Genomic DNA, 17,730 nt, shown 5'->3' on the forward strand with positions numbered 1-17,730 from the left:
CGGCGCGTCCCGAGCGCGCCGCCGGCGGTTTCGACGGCCCCGGCATCGCGTGCCGGTGCCGCACGCCCCGAACCCCGGAGAGACCCCCATGCCCCCGACCCTGGAGGACCGGCCCGTGCGTCGCGGCGCGGCGCGCGGGGTGCGCCGGAACGGCATCGATGCCTTCCACGGCCTGCGCTACGCCACCCTGTCCGATCCGGCCAATCCGTGCGCCGCGACCGTCCCGTCGAGCGGCCAGCTTAAGGGCGCGGAGCTCACCGACGTTCCCGTGTTTCCCCAGTTGCCGAGCCGGCTGGAGGGCGTGATGGGACCCGGCATCCGCGACAACCCGCAAAGCGACGACGCCTTCTTCTTCAACGTCTGGGCACCGGCGGAGGCGGATCGCCTGCCCGTGCTGGTGTTCCTGCACGGCGGTGCCTGGGTCAGCGGCGGGGGCGCCGCACGCTGGTATCGCGGCGAACGGCTCGCGTCAGAAGGCCTCGTCGTCGTCACGCTGAACTACCGCATCGGCCCCGCCGGGCATCTCGACGACGGTGTCGCGGACGACCGCCATCGCCCGATCGAGGATTGCCTCGCCGCCCTTCGCGTCGTGGCCGACCGCATCGGGGATTTCGGCGGCGACCCGGATCGCATCGCGCTGGCCGGCCAGTCCGCCGGGGCGTGGTACGCCTGGGCCCTGTCCTCGCTGCCGGAAACACGGGGCCTGATCCGGCGCACGGCGCTGTTTTCCATTCCCGCGATCACGCCGTGGACGGCGGACAGCCGGCGGGCCTTTACCGCGCGGGTCCATGAGACCTGCGACAGGAACGCCGGAGGCTGGGTGCCTGGCGCCCTGCTGGAGGCGGGAGCAAAGGTGCTGGCGGACAGTCCGCGCATCCCCGGCGCGATCCCGCCGATGTATCTCCCGGTCTGGCCCACAGAGCGCGCCGGCGCCGACCTGCCCCTGCATGTCGAGGCGCTCCACCTGCGCGTCACCGCGCAGGAGATGTCGGTGTTCCTGCCCCCCTATGCGCCCGGCACGCGCGCCGCCAGCCTGCTTCTGGAGACGCTGCGCGCCCGCACGGCCGGCGAGTCTCTTCCCGAAGACCCGGTCCCCGAGAGCTGGTCGCGGGACCGGGCGGAGACGGTCGCCCGCGCGTCCTGGCACGGTTTCGGGCGCTTCGCCGACGCCATCGGCCGGGCGGCGGCGGCGCGCGGGGTGCGCGTCACCCAGCACCGCTTCACCGCCTTCGCCGGCCCGGGAGATCTTGGCGCGACCCATTGTTTCGACCTGCCGTTCCAGTTCGGCAACCGCGACGACTGGCGCGATGCCCCGATGCTGGAGGGCTGGTCGGCGGAGGCGTTCGAGGCGGTGAGCCGGGGCTTGCGTGCCGAGATCGCCGGCTTCGTGACGCGCAGCCCCTGACCTACGCTCCGCCCGGGCCCATCGCCATGAGGAAAAGATCGCCGGGTGGAAAACCCCGACAGAGGAGGACACGATCATGACCGACCCGCACGCGCTGACTCAGGCCTTTTGCGAGGCGTTTCGCTGCCACCCCGCCGGCATTGCCGTGATCACCGCCGCAGGCGCGCACGGCCCGGTGGCGCTGACCGTGAGTTCCCTGATCTCGGTGAGCGCCACCCCGCCGGTCGTGGCGTTTTCGCTGTCCGCCCGCTCGTCCTCCGCCGCCGCCCTGCTCGCCGCCGACACGATGGTCGTGCATTTCCTGCGCTACTGCGACCAGTCACTCGCGCAATTGTGCGCCACGCCCGGCGCACAGCGCTTCGGCGATGCCGAGCCCTGGGAGCGCCTGCCCACCGGCGAGCCGCGCTACACGCGCATCGCGACCTGGTTCCGCGCCCGGGTGGCCGGCACCCTGGAGCAGGAAGATGCGACCCTCGTCACCGCCCGGTTGCTCGACGGCACGGCCTGCCCGCCCGCCGGCACGCCGGAAGCCGAGACGCTGGTCTATCTCGACCGCCGCTGGCATCGACTCGGACAGGGCGCCGGAACCGCGGCGTGACAAGCACGCGCGCCGGCGCGAGGGCGCGGGCCTGCCAAAATTATCAGGATAGAACTGACACAGGCTTGGCATAAAGTGGAGCCGTTGCGAAAGGGCGCCGATCCACGCGCCCGAGCGAAGGGGGACACCATGCGACTGCCCAAACTCGTCTTCGCCCTGGCCTTGTCCGGGGCCGCGGCGCTGGCCGCTGCCGCGCCCGCCGCGGCACAGACCGTCGGCTTCGCCGACGCCGTGAAGATCCTGCACTCCAGCTGCGGCAAGGACATCGAGACCTATTGCAAGTCGGTCAACCTCGGCAACGGGCGGATGCAGCAATGCCTCGCCGACAATGCCGACAAGATCTCCGCGACCTGCAAGGCGGATTACGTCCAGGTCTATCTGTCGCTCGAGGCCCGCTTCGCCGCTCAGGCGGCGGTCGGCCAGATCTGCGACCGTGACGCGCGGCAGTATTGCAGCGGCACCAAGCCCGGCAAGGGCCATGTGCTGACCTGCCTGCTGAAGGCCGAACCCTCCGTCAGCGCCGCCTGCAATCAGGCGATCACCGACGCCGGCTACCGCTGATGCGCCGCCCGACCCGCCAGACCCGGAGACATCGCATGACACAGCGCATCCCGACACCGCGCGCGCGCTTCGCCGCGGCGCTCGTCGCTCTTCCCCTCGCGCTCCCGCTGACCCTCGCCCCGACGGCGGCGCAGACGCAGCTCTCCCGCAACGAGATCATCAACAGCCTGCGCGACGCCCAGGCGAAGGCGGAGTTCAGCGCCGACGATCTGCGCGCCCAGGCCCTGCAGAACATCAGGCAGAACCCGGGCGACAACGCCAGCACCTCGCTGCCGCTCGCCGAGCAGCTTGCCCGGCTGCGCCAGTTCAACGTGGAAATCACCTTCGACTTCGATTCCGATCGCATCCGGCCCGAGTCCTACGAGACCATCGGCCTGATCGCGGACGCGCTGCACACGCCCTACCTCTGGGGCCAGCGGTTCTTCGTCGTCGGCCACACCGATGCGAAGGGGAAGCGCGAGTACAATCTGGAGCTCTCGCAGCGTCGCGCCAATGCGATCCGCGAGGCGCTGGTGACGACCTTCCGCGTGCCGGCCGAACAGCTCGAGGCGGTGGGGCTCGGCGAAGAGAACCTGCGCGATCCGCAAAACCCGGACGCGCAGATCAATCGCCGCGTGCAGCTCATCAACGTCGGCTTCTGACGCCCGCCGCGCCAGGCGGTGCAGGTGACGACGCGCCGAGCGGACGGGCGGCCGCCTCTTCCTCCGCGACGCGCGCGAAAGCGGGCGTTGAACCCCGCGCCATGGCCTGTATGCTGCGCCCGCCCGCCCCGCGATCCGCCGGGCGGGCGGTCGTTTCCAGACTGCCACCCGGGGTTCCATGGCACCGATTCTCGAGATTTCCGGTCTGTCCAAGACCTATGACACGGGCTTTCAGGCGCTCAAGGGCGTCGATCTCTCCATCGAGCACGGGGAGCTCTTCGCCCTGCTCGGCCCCAATGGCGCCGGCAAGACGACGCTGATCTCCATCGTCTGCGGTCTGGTGAACGCGACCGGCGGCAGCGTCGCCGTCGACGGCCACGACATCGTGCGCGACTACCGCGCGGCGCGCAGCCTCATCGGCCTGGTGCCGCAGGAGCTGACCACCGACGCCTTCGAGACCGTCTGGGCGACGGTGAGCTTCTCGCGCGGGCTCTTCGGCAAGCCGAAGGATCCGGCCCTGATCGAACGGATCCTGCGCGATCTTTCGCTCTGGGAAAAGAAAGACAGCAAGATCATGACCCTGTCGGGGGGCATGAAGCGCCGCGTGCTGATCGCCAAGGCGCTCAGCCACGAGCCGCGCCTGCTTTTCCTCGACGAGCCCACCGCCGGCGTCGACGTGGAGCTGCGCCGCGACATGTGGCGCGTGGTGCGCCGGCTGCAGGACACCGGCGTCACCATCATCCTGACCACCCATTACATCGAGGAGGCCGAGGATCTGGCCGACCGGGTCGGGGTGATCAACGGCGGCGAGATCGTTCTGGTGGAGGACAAGAAGGAGCTGATGCGCAAGCTCGGGCGCAAGCAGCTCACCCTGCATCTGGTCGACCCGCTCGACGCGGTTCCCGACAGCCTCGCCGCCCATGGGCTGGAGCTCGCCGACGAGGGCACGAGCCTCGTCTATACCTATGACACGCGCGGCGAGCGCACCGGCATCACCGCGCTGCTGCGCGATCTTCACGCGGAAGGCATCCGCTTCCGCGATCTCGTCACCGAGCAAAGCTCGCTCGAGGACATCTTCGTCAATCTGGTGAAGGCGCCGTCATGAATTTCCACGCCATCAAGGCGATCTACAAGTTCGAGATGGCCCGCACGGGGCGGACGCTGTTCCAGAGCATCGTCTCGCCGGTGCTCACCACCTCGCTCTATTTCGTCGTCTTCGGCGCGGCCATCGGCTCGCGCATTTCCGAGGTCGACGGGGTGAGCTACGGCGCCTTCATCGTGCCGGGCCTGATCATGCTGTCGCTGCTGCAGCAAAGCGTGTCGAACGCCTCCTTCGGGATCTATTTTCCCCGCTTCACCGGCACGGTCTACGAGGTGCTCTCCGCGCCGGTCTCCTTTCTGGAGATCGTCATCGCCTATGTCGGCGCGGCGGCCACCAAGTCGATCATGGTCGCGGTCATCATCCTGGCGACGGCGCATCTCTTCGTGCCGATCGAGATCCAGCATCCCGTGTGGATGGCCGTCTTTCTGGTGCTGACCGCCGTGACCTTCGCCCTGCTCGGCTTCATTCTCGGCATCTGGGCCGACAATTTCGAGAAGCTGCAATTCGTGCCGCTGCTGGTGATCACGCCGCTCGCCTTTCTCGGCGGCAGCTTCTACTCGATCAACATGCTGCCGCCGCTGTGGCAGACGGTGACGCTGTTCAACCCGGTGGTCTACCTGATCTCCGGCTTCCGCTGGAGCTTCTACGGCCAGGCCGACGTGGGCGTGGCGCTCAGCCTGACGATGACCCTGCTGTTCCTGGGGATCTGCCTCGCCATCATCGCCCGCATCTTCAAGACCGGCTACGGGCTGAAGGCATAGGCGGCCTGCGGCGGGCGCGGCAGATCGGCCCGCGACGGTGTAGACTGGGCCGATCCGGCAAGCGTTCGAACGGCGGGGAGGCGTGCATGACGGAGACGGAGCGACCGGCGCCTTCGGGCAGAACCTACCCGGCGACGGTCACGCTGGTGCGCCGCTCGCGCCGCTACGCCGACGGGCCACCGCCGTCCGGTTTCGACCAGACCATCGAGGACTGGCTGCTCACCACGGCGCTGGACGAAAGCGAGCTGCTCCATCTGTTCGAGGACTTCGTCTGGCGGCTGATCGACGACGGCCACCCGCTCGACCGCGCCAGCCTGCATGTGGGCACGCTGCACCCGCAGCTTTACGGCTTCGGCTGCAACTGGGAGCGCGCCGACCGGCTGTGCGACGAGATCAAGGTCCCGCAGGCCGCACTCGCCTCCGACGCCTATCGCCGCAATCCGCTGTTTCGCGTCATCGAACACGGCGAGACGGTGCGGGTGCGCGCCGGCGATGCGCAGGCCGCCGCCCGCTATCCGCTGATCGCGGATCTGGAGGCCGCCGGGTTCAGCGACTATGTCGCCATGCCGCTGCGCGCCGGCGGGCGCTATCACAACGCGATGACCATCGCCACCCGACAGCCCGGCGGCTTCTCCGACACGCTCTATACGCGCTTCGCGCGGGCGGCGCGGATCTTCGCGCTGCACGTCGAGCGCCATATCGCCGAACAGCTCGCCGCCAATGTGGTGACCACCTACCTCGGCCGCGAGGCGGGCGCGCGCGTCCTCGACGGGTCCATCCACCGGGGCGACGGGCTGCCCATCGACGCAGTGATCTGGGTGTCGGACCTGCGCGGCTTCACCGACCTGACCGACCGGATGGCGCCGGAGACGGTGCTGCGCCTGCTCAACGCCTATTTCGGCGCGATCGTCGCCGCGATCTCCGACGCCGGCGGCGAGGTGCTGAAATTCATGGGCGACGGCCTGCTCGCGGCCTTCGCCTACGCCCGCTTCGACAGCCCGCAGGACGCCGCGCGGGCCGCCCTCGCCGCGACGCGCAGCGCGCTCGACGCGGTCGCGGAGCTGCACTTGGGCGGCGGCGAGGGCAACGGCGAGGGCGAAGGCGACGGCGAAGGCAAGGGCGACGACACCCTGCCGCCGCTGCGCAGCGGCATTGCCCTGCACGAGGGCCGCGTGTTCTTCGGCAACATCGGCGGGGCGGAGCGGCTCGACTTCACGGTGATCGGCCGCGCGGTCAACACGGCGAGCCGCATCGAACGGCTGACCAAGACGCTGAACCGTCCGGTGCTGATCTCCGAAGCGGTGGCGGCCCTTGTCGATGAACCGATGGAGACGATGGGCGCGCACCCCTTGCGCGGGGTCGGCGCGCCGGTCGCGCTCTACGCGCCCGAGGTTTCGCGGCCCCGGAACGCGTGACCGGCGACGCGTGACCGGCGACCTGGCGGCTCACACCGCGACGGCCGCCTTGATATGCGGATGCGGGTCGTAGCCGGTCAGCGTGAAGTCCTCGAAGCGGAAGGCGAAGAGATCACGCACATCCGGGTTGAGCGTCATGGTCGGTAGCGGCCGGGGGGTACGGGCGAGCTGCGTTTCCGCCTGCTCCAGGTGGTTGAGATACAGGTGCGCGTCGCCGAAGGAATGCACGAAGTCGCCGGGCTCGTAGCCCGTGACCTGCGCCACCATCATGGTCAGCAGCGCATAGGAGGCGATGTTGAACGGCACGCCGAGGAACACATCCGCAGAGCGCTGGTAGAGCTGGCAGGAGAGCTTGCCGTCGGCCACATAGAACTGGAACAGCGCGTGGCAGGGCGGCAGCGCCATCTCGTCGACCAGCGCCGGATTCCAGGCGGAGACGATCAGCCGGCGGCTGTCGGGGGTCTTGCGGATCATCTCCAGGAGCTTGGCGATCTGGTCGACGGAAGCCCCGTCCGGCGCCGGCCAGGAGCGCCATTGATAGCCGTAGACGGGACCGAGATCGCCGTTTTCATCCGCCCACTCGTCCCAGATCCGGACGCCGTTGTCCTTGAGATAGGCGATGTTGGTGTCGCCGGCGAGAAACCACAGAAGCTCATGCACGATCGACTTCAGATGCAGCTTCTTGGTGGTGACGAGCGGAAAGCCCTTCCCCAGATCGAAGCGCATCTGATGGCCGAACACCGACAGCGTGCCGGTGCCCGTCCGGTCGGTCTTGCGGTGCCCCTCGCGCAGGATGCGCCGCATCAGGTCGTGATATTGGTCCACAGTGCTCGGTCCCGCGCGCGTCCGCCAGCCGACGATTCCGTCAGGTGCGATTCTCTCAAGACTGAACTGTCGCGCCGCGTGCCGGACGAGGCAAGGGATGCGCACGGCGCAGGGAAGGGCCGCGACGGGTTACGCCCGCAATCCACCCGCGCCGGCGGTCGGCGTCACTTCGGCGCAAGCTCCGGCCAGTTGGCGTCGGCCTTGGAGATGAAGCCGGGGATATCGGCCTGCCAGCGCTTCTGGATGCTGGCGTTGTAATTGAGGTAGAGCCGGCCGTCGACGATGTCCCAGTTCTTCGGGTCGCCCTTGGCGAGCTTGCCTTCCGCGATCGCCCAGGAGCAATAGCCGCCATAGGCGGGCGCGTATTTCGCCGGTTCGGCGAGGAAGGCCGCCTTGTTCTCCTCGCTGGAAAACCGCCATTCCGCCCCGCGATGGGTCGTCGTGATGGCTGCCGATCCCTCGACCGCGCGCCCCTGACGAAAATAGGCGACCGGATCGTAACCGCCGACCGCGACCCCCTCCACGAGGCCGGTGTAGACCGCGCCGGTGTCGTCGCTCGAAAACCAGCCGGCCTGCGCGGCCCCGCCCGCGACCAGGCCGCCGACCACCGCCAGAACGGCCATACGCCGTGAAATCTTCCGCCGTGACATCATCGCTTCTGTCCTTTCGACTGCGACGCTCGATGCCCCGGTTTTACGCCGCGCGCGCGCCGATGCCCAATGACACCGGCTCACAAGACCGCGAGAGGTGTGTGCGCGCAAAGATCCGCACGGTGTTTGCAAAGCCGGAATGAATGCCTATATTCCGTCTGTCGGTTTCGGCCGACTATGACGATAAACGGTTTGCGTAATAAGCCTATCGGACCCGGGGGCGGTACCCGGCGCCTCCACCCAAGCCCGTCGCGACATCCGGCCAGAAGCCGTGTGAGCGGCGGGTTTCGGCGGGGGCGAAACAGGATCGACGAGGGTGTAAAGGCATTTCTTTCGTCCGGCATGGTTCCGCCGTTATCGGGCCGTCTCAATAGTTGCAAACGACAACTATGCTATGGACAACGCCGTCGCCGCGTAATGCGGTGCCGGTAGTCCACCAAAGTCCCGTCGGTTAGCCCCGACAGGCGGGGTCCGGAGGCACCTGGCAACAGAAGCCTCCACTTCTGCCGTCTTGCGCTTGTGCCCGCGGAGACCGCGCCGGCCTCGGACGTGCCTTTCTCGACCGTATCCGTGCCGATCGCGGCCATGCCCTCGCAAGGGTCGGTGAGCCGTCGCATGCGGCGATGCGGCATCGAAGACGGCACTGCGGCGAAAAAGGGCGAAAAAGAATGGTGGTCGGCACCCGCCAGCCCTTTTCAAGACGCCCCCTGCGGGTCATGTTGAGCAAAACCCCGAGTCAAAACCGGCAGTTCCACCTCATGGCCGAAGACCTGATCCGCTACGATATCGTCATTCAGGATGCGCTGCGCGGCGCCGTCCGCAAGATCCTTGCCGAGGTGAGCCGTATCGGGCTGCCCGGCGAGCACCACTTCTACATCGCCTTCGACACCAATGCGCCGGGCGTGCGGATCTCGCCGCGCCTGAAGGAACGCTACCCGAAGGAAATGACGGTGGTGCTGCAGCACCAGTTCTGGGATCTCACCGTGACGGACCACGCCTTCGAGGTCGGCCTGTCCTTCGGCGGCATTCCGGAAAAGCTGTTCGTGCCGTTTTCCGCCATCAAGGGCTTTTTCGACCCGTCCGTGCAATTCGCGCTCGAGTTCGAGCCGGGCAAGACCGCGGAGGAACTGCCCGAGGACCTCGTCGAGGCGGCGCAGGCGCACGAGCAGGCGGAAGCCCAGCTCGCCGAGATCGAGCGCTCGATGGGCGATCCGACCGGCACGGACGCCGCGAAACCCGCGCCGCGCGCGGACGAAAAGTCCGCCGGTGCGAAGCAGGACGGAGCGCCGGACGCGGACGCCGACGAGTCTGCCGGGGCGGACGTCGTCTCGCTCGACGCCTTCCGCAAGAAGACCTGACCCGGCCGGACCGGCCCCGGGCCTGAGCGTCATGTGAGCGAAGGCGGCATGTGAGCAAAGCCGGCATGTGAGCGAAAGGCGTCATATGAGCGCAGACGTCATCAATCTGCGACAGGCCCGCAAGGCGGCGAAGCGCCGCGACAAGGACGCGCGGGCGGCGGAAAACCGGCGCCTGCACGGGCGCACCAAGGCGGAACGGCTGGAGGATCGCCGGCGGCGGGAAACGACCGAGCGTCACCTCGACGCGCATCGCCTGTCCGATGCGGAAGAGCAATCCGGGACGAAGCACAAGGCGCCGAACGACGGGCCTGCCGACGCGTAAAGGCTCGCAAAGCGGCGACGCGCCCCGGTTCGCTGGCAGACAATTGCGCCGGCCGGCCTCCACAGACCCCTTCTCATTCCGACAGATAGCCGCACCCCGACCGCAGCCATGGCCCTCGTCAAACGCTCGCTCACCCTGCACGGACACAGAACGAGCCTCGCGCTCGAACCGGACTTCTGGACCGCGCTCGAGGCGATGGCGGCGCAAGAGGCGGTCAGCCTGCCGGTCCTCGTGGCCCGCATCGACGATGCCCGCCATGTCGATCCGGCACAAACCCCGCCGGCGCTGTCCTCGGCGCTGCGCGTCGCCGCGCTGGCCTTTTATCGCGACCGCGCCTGATCCTCGTCTCTATTGATCCGGCGCGCGCTCGATGAAGACCGGCGGATCGAGCGGCGGCAGCAATTGCATGGGCGCGCCGTCCGACGTCTCGGCGGGATTGGCCCGGCCGCGGGCGTCGAGCTCCTCCAGCGCGGCGCGAATGCGATCCTGAAAGCCTTCCGCGGGCGAGGGTTGCGGAGCGGGCTGCCGGGGGCGCGGTTGCGCAGCCGGCGCGCTGTCCCGGCGGACAGCGGTTTCGCCGTCCCGAGCGGGCGCATCCGGCGTGGATGATGCGTCGGTCGCGGAAGTGTCGCCCGCAGGCGTCTCCGCCTCCTCTTGCGGCGCTTGCGGCTCTGGCGGCGCTTGTGGCGGCTCGTCGGCGGAACGCAGGGAGCGTTCCTCGCGCGGCGGGTCCCCTGGCGCGCGTTGCCTGGCCTCCTCGCGCCGTTGTTCGCGTTCGATGAGCCGCAGGCGATTGTCCATCTCCCGCTCCTGCGCGTCGATTTCGGCCTGCAGTTCCTCGATCCGCCGAACCTCCTGCTCGAAGGCCCTGAGCGTCAGGAACGCGGTGAAGGGGGCGATGTCGATGCTGCGCTCCGGCGCGGCGAGATCGCCGGAGAACACCAGCCCCACTTCCGGCTCGGCCCCCGTGACCGCCTCGGCGCCCGGGTCGACCTCCAGCGAGAAGTCGCTGTCGAGCCTCAGCGTGTCCATGTCGACCTGCGCATTGCCGAAGACGGTCGCCGCCTCCGTGTCGAGCGACAGATTGCTGACGCGCACCACCCCGCCGGAGATCGTCGCGCTCGCCTCCAGCGTCGCAAAGGGCAGCCGGCCGGCGTCCAGATGGCTGGCGAAGGCGGTGCGGATCGTGTCGTCGTCGAGCTCCAGCCCCGCATCGGCGGCCCGGATCACCAGATCGAAGGCGCGCGGATTGAGCCCGCGCAGCTCGCCGTCGCGCACACCGAGCGTGCCCCCGCCGGAGAGACTGGAGACGATGCCCGACAGCGAGCGCCCCGCCCCCTCCAGATCGAGCGACAGATCGGCGCGGCCCCTCGCGACCGGCCGCGCGGCGCGCTGCCATACGAGATCGTCGAGATCGGCGTTTTCCAGGCGCAGCGAGGCGTTCAGACCCGCCTGTCCCCCGGCCCGCGACACGGCATAGGTGCCGGTCAGCCGCCCGCCGGCGAAATCCGCTTGCGAAACGTCCAGCGTCAGCCTGTCGGACTTCAGGCCGAGCGTCGCGGCGACCCCGGTCGCGTCCGGCGCGGGCGCGAGCCGCATGCGCTCCACGGCCAGATCGAGCGCCAGATCGAGACCCGAGAGCACCGGCGGTCCGAAGGCGAGCGTCGACCAGGACCCTCCGCTGCGCGCCGCGCTCAGCTGATCGGCCCCGAGCATCAGGTCGCTGAGGGCCGCCGGGTCCATGTCCGACAGCGCGAGCCGGCCGCGCACGCGCGGATCGAGATCGGCCATCGCCTGGCGGAGATCGACCTCGACCGCGCCGTCGAGGCGCGTGCCCGCGACCGTGCCCGACAGGCCGGCGAGCGTGAAGGCATCGCCCACCCCCTCGACCGTCGCCACGAGATCCACCGCCTCGACGGAACTCGACAGCGACGGCAGTCGCCCCGTCAGCAGGGAAAAGGGCAGGAGATTGTCGGCCTTGGCGACCACATCCGCCGTATAGGCGACCTCTTCGTTCCCCGGCATCGACAGGGTGCCGACGCCGACCAGCGACGCGTCATCGAGATAGAATCGGGCGTGCCCGTCGAGCCCCTCCTCCGGAATGCCGGCCGCGCCCAGTTCGATCCGCGCCGCCCCCAGATCCGCCACCGGCAGGACCGGCAGGCCCAGTTGCGCCAGCAGCGTGGTCCCTTCCTCGGCGGAGATCCCGAGTTCGAAATCCACCGCCGCCGCGCGCCAGGTGTCAAACCGGCCCGTGAGCCCGAAATCCGCATCGATCTCCGTGCCGCCGGCGGTTCCCTCGGCGGCCATGCGGGCCTGCGTGCCGGCCCCTTCTCCGCCGGCCAGCGCCTCGCCGTCGAAAACGACAGTGAGACGCGCCGGCGCGAAGGCCTCGGGCCGCGACGTGAACGGCGCCAGACCCTCGCGCTCCGGTGCCAGACGGCGGATGAGCGCCGCCACGCCCTCCAGCCGCTCGGCATCGACGGAGACGGTCAGGCGACCCGACGGCGACGTGGACAGCCGCTCGATCCGCCCGGAAGCGCTCAATCGCGCGCCGGCCAGATCGGCGAGGTTCGCCTCGTCGACGGTCAGCACATCGTCCTGATAGGCCGCGCGCACCGCGAGCGCGGAGGCCTCGAGCCCGCCGACCTCGAGCTCCTCGGCGAAGAGCCGCAGCGCCACCTGGGTGTCGCCCAGCGCGCCGGTCATCGTCGCCCCCTTCTTGCCGCCGAGCAGGAGACGGGTCAGCAGCACCGCCTGATCGGCGTTCAGCCGGTCGGCGTCGAGATCCACCTCGAAGACCGGCGGTCCGTTGCGCGGCACGCGGTAGCTGATCGCACCGCGCCCTGTCTCGCCGGCGATCTCGAACACCAGATCGGTGAGCGCGAGCCCCTCGGGCGACACGTCGAGCCGGCTTTCCACCGCGAAGGGATCGACCGCCGCGTCCAGCACCACGCCCTGCCGCCACCAGTCCGCGAAGGCGTTGGGCTGCGCCACCGACACCGCGAAACTGCCGCGAAAGGCGGGCCTCGGCTTGAGTTCCAGATCGCCGCGCAGCAGGAAGGGGCTGCGCCCCGGCGCCTGGCCGGACAGTTCGGCAATGCGCCAGCCGCTGGCGAGCCGGCTTGCCTCGATGCGCAACTCCTGCATGAGACCGCCGCCGCTGACGAGCGCCGGCACATCGAGCGTCACGGTTCCCTCGACCGGGGGATGCGGCAGCCCCTGAAGGGCCGTGAGCAGCACCCGGCCGGCCTCCTCGGCCGCCAGCGGGTCCTGCGGTCCCCGCCCGGCGATCCGGTCGAGATCGATCTGATTTGCGCTGGCCGTTACGTCGAAACGCACCGGCGCGGCGAGCGCCAGATCCATGTGGCCGGTGAGCGTGACGGGACGGTCCTCCGCGCCGTAGCGCAGGGTCGTCTCCCGGAGTCGCAGCGTGTCGATGTCGAGCGCGAAGGCGCCCTCGCTCGTCCATGCGCGCTCGGGCGTATCCTCCGGCGTGACCGAGGCGAGATCGAACCGGCCCTCGTAGCCGAGGCGCCCGCCATCGAGCGTCACCCGCCCGTCGGCGACCAGATCCACCGGCACGGAGACGGGCGTGATGCCGGCGCGCAGGCGGATGCCGCCGTCCGCGTCGCGCCGTCCGGTGGCCAGCATGAGCGTCGCCCGTTGTCCTGCGTGGCTTGCCATGCCGTCGATCTTGTAGGGACCGAGCAGCGAGCGGGCGGAGACCGTGAGATCGACGTCCTCGAGCGTGTGCCGCGCGCCGTTGCGCGCATCGACGATGGCGATCCGCCCGTCGCGCACGCTCGCCTGTTCGAGCATCACAAGGTCCGGATCGACCGTGTCCAGCAACCCGTTGCGCCCGAGCGCGGTGAACCAGTCGAGCCGGCCGCGCTCGTCCAGCGACAGGTTGAGCGCGGGGCGCTCGAGCGTCATGTCGATGATGCGCACCTCGCCCTTCATCAGCGGCGGCAGCTCGATGCGCACGGCGAAGCGCGAGACGGCGAGCAGCGGATCTTCCGGCTCGCCCACCCGCACGTCGGTGAAGGTCAGCATCGGGGTGGGCAGCAGCCGCATCTCCGCGTCGCCCATCACCGCGACGCGATGGCCGAGCAGCCGTTCGCCGTAGCGTTCGAAGGTGGTGCGATAGGCCGTCCAGTCGATGAAGAACGGTCCGACGAGCGCGGCGAGGAGCACCGCGAGGACGGCGAGGCCGATCGTGATGTAGATCGAATTCAGGGCACTTCTCCCGGACTGGCCGTTCCCGTTCCCGCCGCGTCAGCCGCCCGCGACGATCTTGCCGGGATTGAGGATGTTCATCGGATCGAGCGCGGTCTTGATCGCGCGCATGACATCGAGCCCGGCGCCGTGTTCGCGCGCCAGATACTTCATCTTGCCCTGGCCCACACCGTGTTCGCCGGTGCAGGTCCCGCCCATGTCGATGGCCCGCCAGTTGAGCCGCTCGATGAACTCCTCGGCGGCCGCGATCTCGGCCGGATCGTCGGTGTCGACCAGCACCAGCACATGGAAGTTGCCGTCGCCCACATGGCCGACGATGGCGGTGACAAGGCCCATCGTCTCGATATCCCGGTTGGTCTCGGCGATGCAATCCGCAAGCCGCGAGATCGGCACGCAGACGTCGGTCGACACGCCCTTGGCGCCCGGGCGCAGGCCCATGGCCGCCCAATAGGCGTCGTGGCGCGCCGACCACAACCGGGTCCGCTCCTCCGCCTGGGTCGCCCAGACGAAATCGCCGCCGCCGCAGTCGCGCGCGATCTCGCCGAAGAGATCGCTCTGCTCGCGCACGCCGGCCTGCGTGCCGTGGAACTCGACGAAGAGCGTCGGCGTCTCGGCGAGATCGAGCTTCGAATAGGCGTTGCAGGCGCGCACCTGGTTGGTGTCGAGCAATTCGATCCGCGCCACCGGCAGGCCGCACTGGATGGTCATGATCACGGCATTGCACGCCGTCTCGAGATCGGGGAACGGACACACGCCGCCCGACACGGCTTCGGGAATGCCGTGCAGGCGCAGGGTCAGTTCGGTGATCACGCCGAGCGTGCCTTCCGAGCCGACGAGCAGCCGGGTCAGGTCGTAGCCGGCCGAGGACTTGCGCGCCCGCCCGCCCGTCCGGACGATCCGCCCGTCCGCCATCACCGCGGTCAGCGCCAGGACGGCATCCTTCATGGTGCCGTAGCGCACCGCATTGGTGCCCGACGCCCGCGTCGCCGCCATGCCGCCGAGGCTCGCATCGGCGCCCGGATCGATCGGGAAAAACAGGCCGGTGTCGCGCAGATGCGCATTGAGCTGCGTGCGCGTCACCCCCGCCTGCACCGTGCAGTCGAGATCCTCCGGATGGACCGCGAGGATCTCGTTCATCTGCGACATGTCGATGGAAATCCCGCCCGCCGGCGCGTTGACGTGGCCCTCCAGCGAGGAGCCGGTGCCGAAGGGGATCACCGGCACGCGGTGTTCGGCGCAGACCCGCACGGTCTCGGCCACCTCCTCGGTGGAGCGGGCGAAGACGACACCGTCGGGCGCCTGGGTCGGCAGCCAGGTGGTGGTGTGGGCATGCTGCTCGCGCACCGCCTGCGCCGCGCTGAAGCGCTCGCCGAAGCGCTGCGCGAGGATCTTCACGACGAGATCGATTCCCGCATCGTTGCGATCGACCGTCTGTTGCAGCGAGGCAAGCGACATGAGCCCTCTCCGACTGTGGCGCAACTCCCGACGTCAGCGGGCGGTGCGCCCGTCCGACGCGGGCGCGATTTGCCTTCGCGCGCGGCCTCGGACTAGGTTTGGCGCACACTAGCAAAAACGACCATCCCGGCCAAAGACTTCCGCGCCGCGCGCGCCTTCGCCGCCGCACCGCGCAGTCCGGCCCCAGCAAGAGGCGGCGCATGACCGAGGTTGCCCAGTTTCCGGCCCCCTTCAAGGGCTCGATCCAGACCGTGAAGGACGAATGGCTCGATTATAACGGCCATCTCAACATGGCCTACTACAACGTGTTGTTCGACACCTGTCTCGACGAGGCGTTCATCGCGCTCGGCCTCGGTCCGGAGTATGCGGCGACGCGCGGCGCCTCGTTCTTCACCGCCGAGGTGCATCTGTGCTACCTGCGCGAACTGGAGCGGGGAGATCCGGTCTACGCCACGGTTCAGCTCGTTGATTTCGATGCGAAAAAGGCGCATCTCTATCAGGAGCTTCACCATGCCGAAGAGGGCTTCCTGTCGGCCACCTCCGAACAGGTGTCGCTGCATGTCGATCTCACCGCGCGCAAGGTGGTGCCCTGGCCGGAGGATGTCGCCGAACGGCTTTCGGCCATGAAGGCGTCGCACGATGTGCTCGGCCGTCCCGAACGGGCCGGGCGGTCCATTTCCATCACCAAGCGCTGAGGCGGGACGCAACGCCGGCGGTCAAGGTTTCAAGGGTGCCATGCCCTCTCTTCTCGATCAGGTGAAACGCCTTCCCGCCATCGCGATCCGCTGGATCGAGCCGAACCTGCGCCTGTTCCGCACGACGCGCCTGCCGCTGGTCTGGCTGCTGGCGGTGCTGATCGGCGTGCTGACGGCGGTGGCCGCGATCCTGTTCCGCATGGCCATCGGCGCGATCCAGTGGACCTGGCTCGGCACGGCGGAGGAAACGGTGGTCTCGGCCGCCGCCGCCGTACCCTGGTGGGTGATCCTGCTCGCACCCGCCGCCGGCGGGCTCGTGGTCGGGCTCTATCTACAGTTCATCCAGCCGAAACAGCGCGCCGGCGGCGTCGCCGACGTCATCGAGGCGCGCGCGCAAGGCGGACGCGGTCTGCCCTTCTGGTCGGGCATTTCCTCCGCCTTCGTGACCGCCCTGTCGCTCGGCTGCGGCGCCAGCGCGGGGCGCGAGGGGCCGGTGGTGCATCTGGGCGCGACCATCGGCACGGCGATCTGCCAGACCTTCCGCCTGCCCGACGCGGCGCGGCGCATCCTGCTCGCCTGCGGCGTGGCGAGTGCGGTCTCCGCCTCGTTCAACGCGCCGATCGCCGGCGTGCTCTTCGCCCATGAGGTGATTCTCGGCCACTACGCGCTGACCGCCTTCGTGCCCATCGTGATCGCCTCGGTTGTGGGGACCATGCTGTCGCGCCTGTGGTTCGGCGACGTGGCGGCCTTCATCATCCCCGAGTATCAGATCACCTCGCTGTGGGAGCTGCCTGCCTTCGCCCTGCTGGGGCTGACCTGCGCCGCCGTCGCCGTGATCTTCCAGTTCGCGCTGATCGGCAGCGACTGGGTGGCGCGCAACATCCCCATGCCGCTGTGGCTGCGGCCGGTCACCGGCGGCCTCGCGGTCGGCGGCATCGGCGTGTTCTTCCCGGAAGTGCTGGGCGTCGGCTACGAGGCGACGGATGCCGCGCTCAAGCACCAACTGCCGCTTGCCACGCTTCTCATCCTTCTGGTGCTCAAGACGGCGGCGACCTCGATCACGCTGGCCTCGCGCTTTGGCGGCGGCATCTTCTCGCCCTCGCTCTATCTCGGCGCCATGTGCGGCGGCGCCTTCGGGCTGATCGCGGCCGCCGTCTTTCCCGAACTCGCCTCCTCGCACGGGCTTTATGCGATCCTCGGCATGGGCGCGGTGGCGGCGGCCGTTCTCGGCGCGCCGTTTTCCACCACAATGATCGTCTTCGAATTGACCGGCGGCTATGCGCTGTCGATCGCGCTGCTGATCTCCGTTTCCATCGCCACCGGCCTGACCCAGGCGGTGCACGGGCGCTCCTATTTCCACTGGCAGCTGGAGATGCGCGGCGTGATGCTGCACGAGGGCGCGCACAAATGGCTGGTGCGCATCGTCCATGTGTCCGACTTCGTGGAACGCCTGCCCGCCGACGCGGAGCGGCCCGAGTTCGACGTCGGCGCCGGAACCCCCTATCTTCATCTGACCGACACGCTGGAAACGGCCCTCAGGGTCTTCGACGAAAGCGGCACCAACCGCCTGCCCGTGGTTGACCCGAACGACCCGGGACAGGTGATCGGCCACGCAACGCATGTGCGCGCGCTGCGCTTCTTCAACAAGGAACTGATCAGCCAGCAGGTCGAGGAACACCGCTGAAGCAGGCGGCAGCCGGCGG

16 protein-coding genes and 1 other RNA gene are annotated in these 17,730 nt (G+C 69.2%); 13 read left to right on the forward strand and 4 right to left on the reverse strand.

Annotated features, from left to right (window positions below):
• The first annotated feature begins 88 nt into the window (after window positions 1–88).
• From ABL312_RS12195 to ABL312_RS12225, 7 genes are all read left to right on the forward strand, one after another.
• Window positions 89–1,405, forward strand: coding sequence for a carboxylesterase family protein (locus ABL312_RS12195; RefSeq protein WP_349357650.1), 1,317 nt, complete (start codon window positions 89–91; stop codon window positions 1,403–1,405).
• A 76-nt stretch (window positions 1,406–1,481) separates the two neighbouring features.
• Window positions 1,482–2,003: a flavin reductase family protein gene (locus ABL312_RS12200; protein WP_349357651.1), complete on the forward strand. Its 522-nt coding sequence runs from the start codon at window positions 1,482–1,484 to the stop codon at window positions 2,001–2,003.
• 129 nt (window positions 2,004–2,132) lie between these two features.
• Window positions 2,133–2,564 (forward strand): cysteine rich repeat-containing protein, encoded by a 432-nt coding sequence (locus ABL312_RS12205; protein WP_349357652.1) that lies wholly within the window; start codon window positions 2,133–2,135, stop codon window positions 2,562–2,564.
• Between the two features lie 35 nt (window positions 2,565–2,599).
• Window positions 2,600–3,205, forward strand: coding sequence for an OmpA family protein (locus ABL312_RS12210; protein WP_349357653.1), 606 nt, complete (start codon window positions 2,600–2,602; stop codon window positions 3,203–3,205).
• A gap of 178 nt (window positions 3,206–3,383) precedes the next feature.
• The gene (locus ABL312_RS12215) at window positions 3,384–4,310 is read left to right on the forward strand and encodes an ABC transporter ATP-binding protein (RefSeq protein WP_349357654.1); all 927 of its coding nucleotides are present in this window, start codon (window positions 3,384–3,386) and stop codon (window positions 4,308–4,310) included.
• Window positions 4,307–5,068, forward strand: a complete 762-nt coding sequence (locus tag ABL312_RS12220; RefSeq protein ID WP_349357655.1) for an ABC transporter permease — start codon at window positions 4,307–4,309, stop codon at window positions 5,066–5,068. The genes ABL312_RS12215 and ABL312_RS12220 overlap by 4 nt, the downstream gene beginning before the upstream one ends.
• Before the next feature lie 86 nt (window positions 5,069–5,154).
• Entirely contained in the window at window positions 5,155–6,483 is a 1,329-nt protein-coding gene (locus tag ABL312_RS12225) for an adenylate/guanylate cyclase domain-containing protein (RefSeq protein WP_349357656.1), read from the forward strand.
• A gap of 30 nt (window positions 6,484–6,513) precedes the next feature.
• Here ABL312_RS12225 and ABL312_RS12230 read toward each other — a convergent pair whose 3' ends face one another.
• Both ABL312_RS12230 and ABL312_RS12235 read right to left on the reverse strand, forming a co-directional pair.
• Entirely contained in the window at window positions 6,514–7,308 is a 795-nt protein-coding gene (locus ABL312_RS12230) for a thymidylate synthase (RefSeq protein WP_349357657.1), read from the reverse strand.
• A gap of 164 nt (window positions 7,309–7,472) precedes the next feature.
• On the reverse strand, window positions 7,473–7,931 hold the full coding sequence (locus ABL312_RS12235; protein WP_349357658.1) for a YHS domain-containing (seleno)protein: 459 nt from the start codon (window positions 7,929–7,931) through the stop codon (window positions 7,473–7,475).
• A 148-nt stretch (window positions 7,932–8,079) separates the two neighbouring features.
• Here ABL312_RS12235 and ssrA point away from each other — a divergent pair.
• From ssrA to ABL312_RS12255, 4 genes are all read left to right on the forward strand, one after another.
• Window positions 8,080–8,460: a transfer-messenger RNA gene (gene ssrA / locus ABL312_RS12240) on the forward strand.
• 256 nt (window positions 8,461–8,716) lie between these two features.
• A complete protein-coding gene (locus ABL312_RS12245) occupies window positions 8,717–9,316 on the forward strand; it encodes an SspB family protein (protein ID WP_349361399.1) in 600 nt (199 codons plus the stop codon).
• A gap of 85 nt (window positions 9,317–9,401) precedes the next feature.
• The gene (locus tag ABL312_RS12250; protein ID WP_349357659.1) at window positions 9,402–9,638 is read left to right on the forward strand and encodes a DUF4169 family protein; all 237 of its coding nucleotides are present in this window, start codon (window positions 9,402–9,404) and stop codon (window positions 9,636–9,638) included.
• Window positions 9,639–9,746: 108 nt separating this feature from the next.
• Complete coding sequence (locus tag ABL312_RS12255; RefSeq protein ID WP_349357660.1) at window positions 9,747–9,977, forward strand: ribbon-helix-helix domain-containing protein; 231 nt, start codon at window positions 9,747–9,749, stop codon at window positions 9,975–9,977.
• A 9-nt stretch (window positions 9,978–9,986) separates the two neighbouring features.
• Here the strand turns inward: ABL312_RS12255 and ABL312_RS12260 are convergent, their stop codons facing one another.
• Both ABL312_RS12260 and ABL312_RS12265 read right to left on the reverse strand, forming a co-directional pair.
• Window positions 9,987–13,835, reverse strand: a complete 3,849-nt coding sequence (locus ABL312_RS12260) for an AsmA-like C-terminal region-containing protein (protein WP_349357661.1) — start codon at window positions 13,833–13,835, stop codon at window positions 9,987–9,989.
• An 81-nt stretch (window positions 13,836–13,916) separates the two neighbouring features.
• A complete protein-coding gene (locus ABL312_RS12265) occupies window positions 13,917–15,332 on the reverse strand; it encodes an FAD-linked oxidase C-terminal domain-containing protein (RefSeq protein ID WP_349357662.1) in 1,416 nt (471 codons plus the stop codon).
• A 200-nt stretch (window positions 15,333–15,532) separates the two neighbouring features.
• Here ABL312_RS12265 and ABL312_RS12270 point away from each other — a divergent pair, with 200 nt between their 5' ends.
• Window positions 15,533–16,027, forward strand: coding sequence for a thioesterase family protein (locus tag ABL312_RS12270; protein WP_349357663.1), 495 nt, complete (start codon window positions 15,533–15,535; stop codon window positions 16,025–16,027).
• Window positions 16,028–16,067: 40 nt separating this feature from the next.
• Window positions 16,068–17,711 carry a chloride channel protein gene (locus tag ABL312_RS12275; RefSeq protein ID WP_349357664.1) on the forward strand — a complete coding sequence of 548 codons (1,644 nt, stop codon included), beginning with the start codon at window positions 16,068–16,070 and terminating at the stop codon, window positions 17,709–17,711.
• The last annotated feature ends 19 nt before the right edge of the window (window positions 17,712–17,730 follow it).

Origin of the sequence: Stappia sp., assembly GCF_040110915.1 — a bacterium.
Lineage (GTDB): Bacteria > Pseudomonadota > Alphaproteobacteria > Rhizobiales > Stappiaceae > Stappia.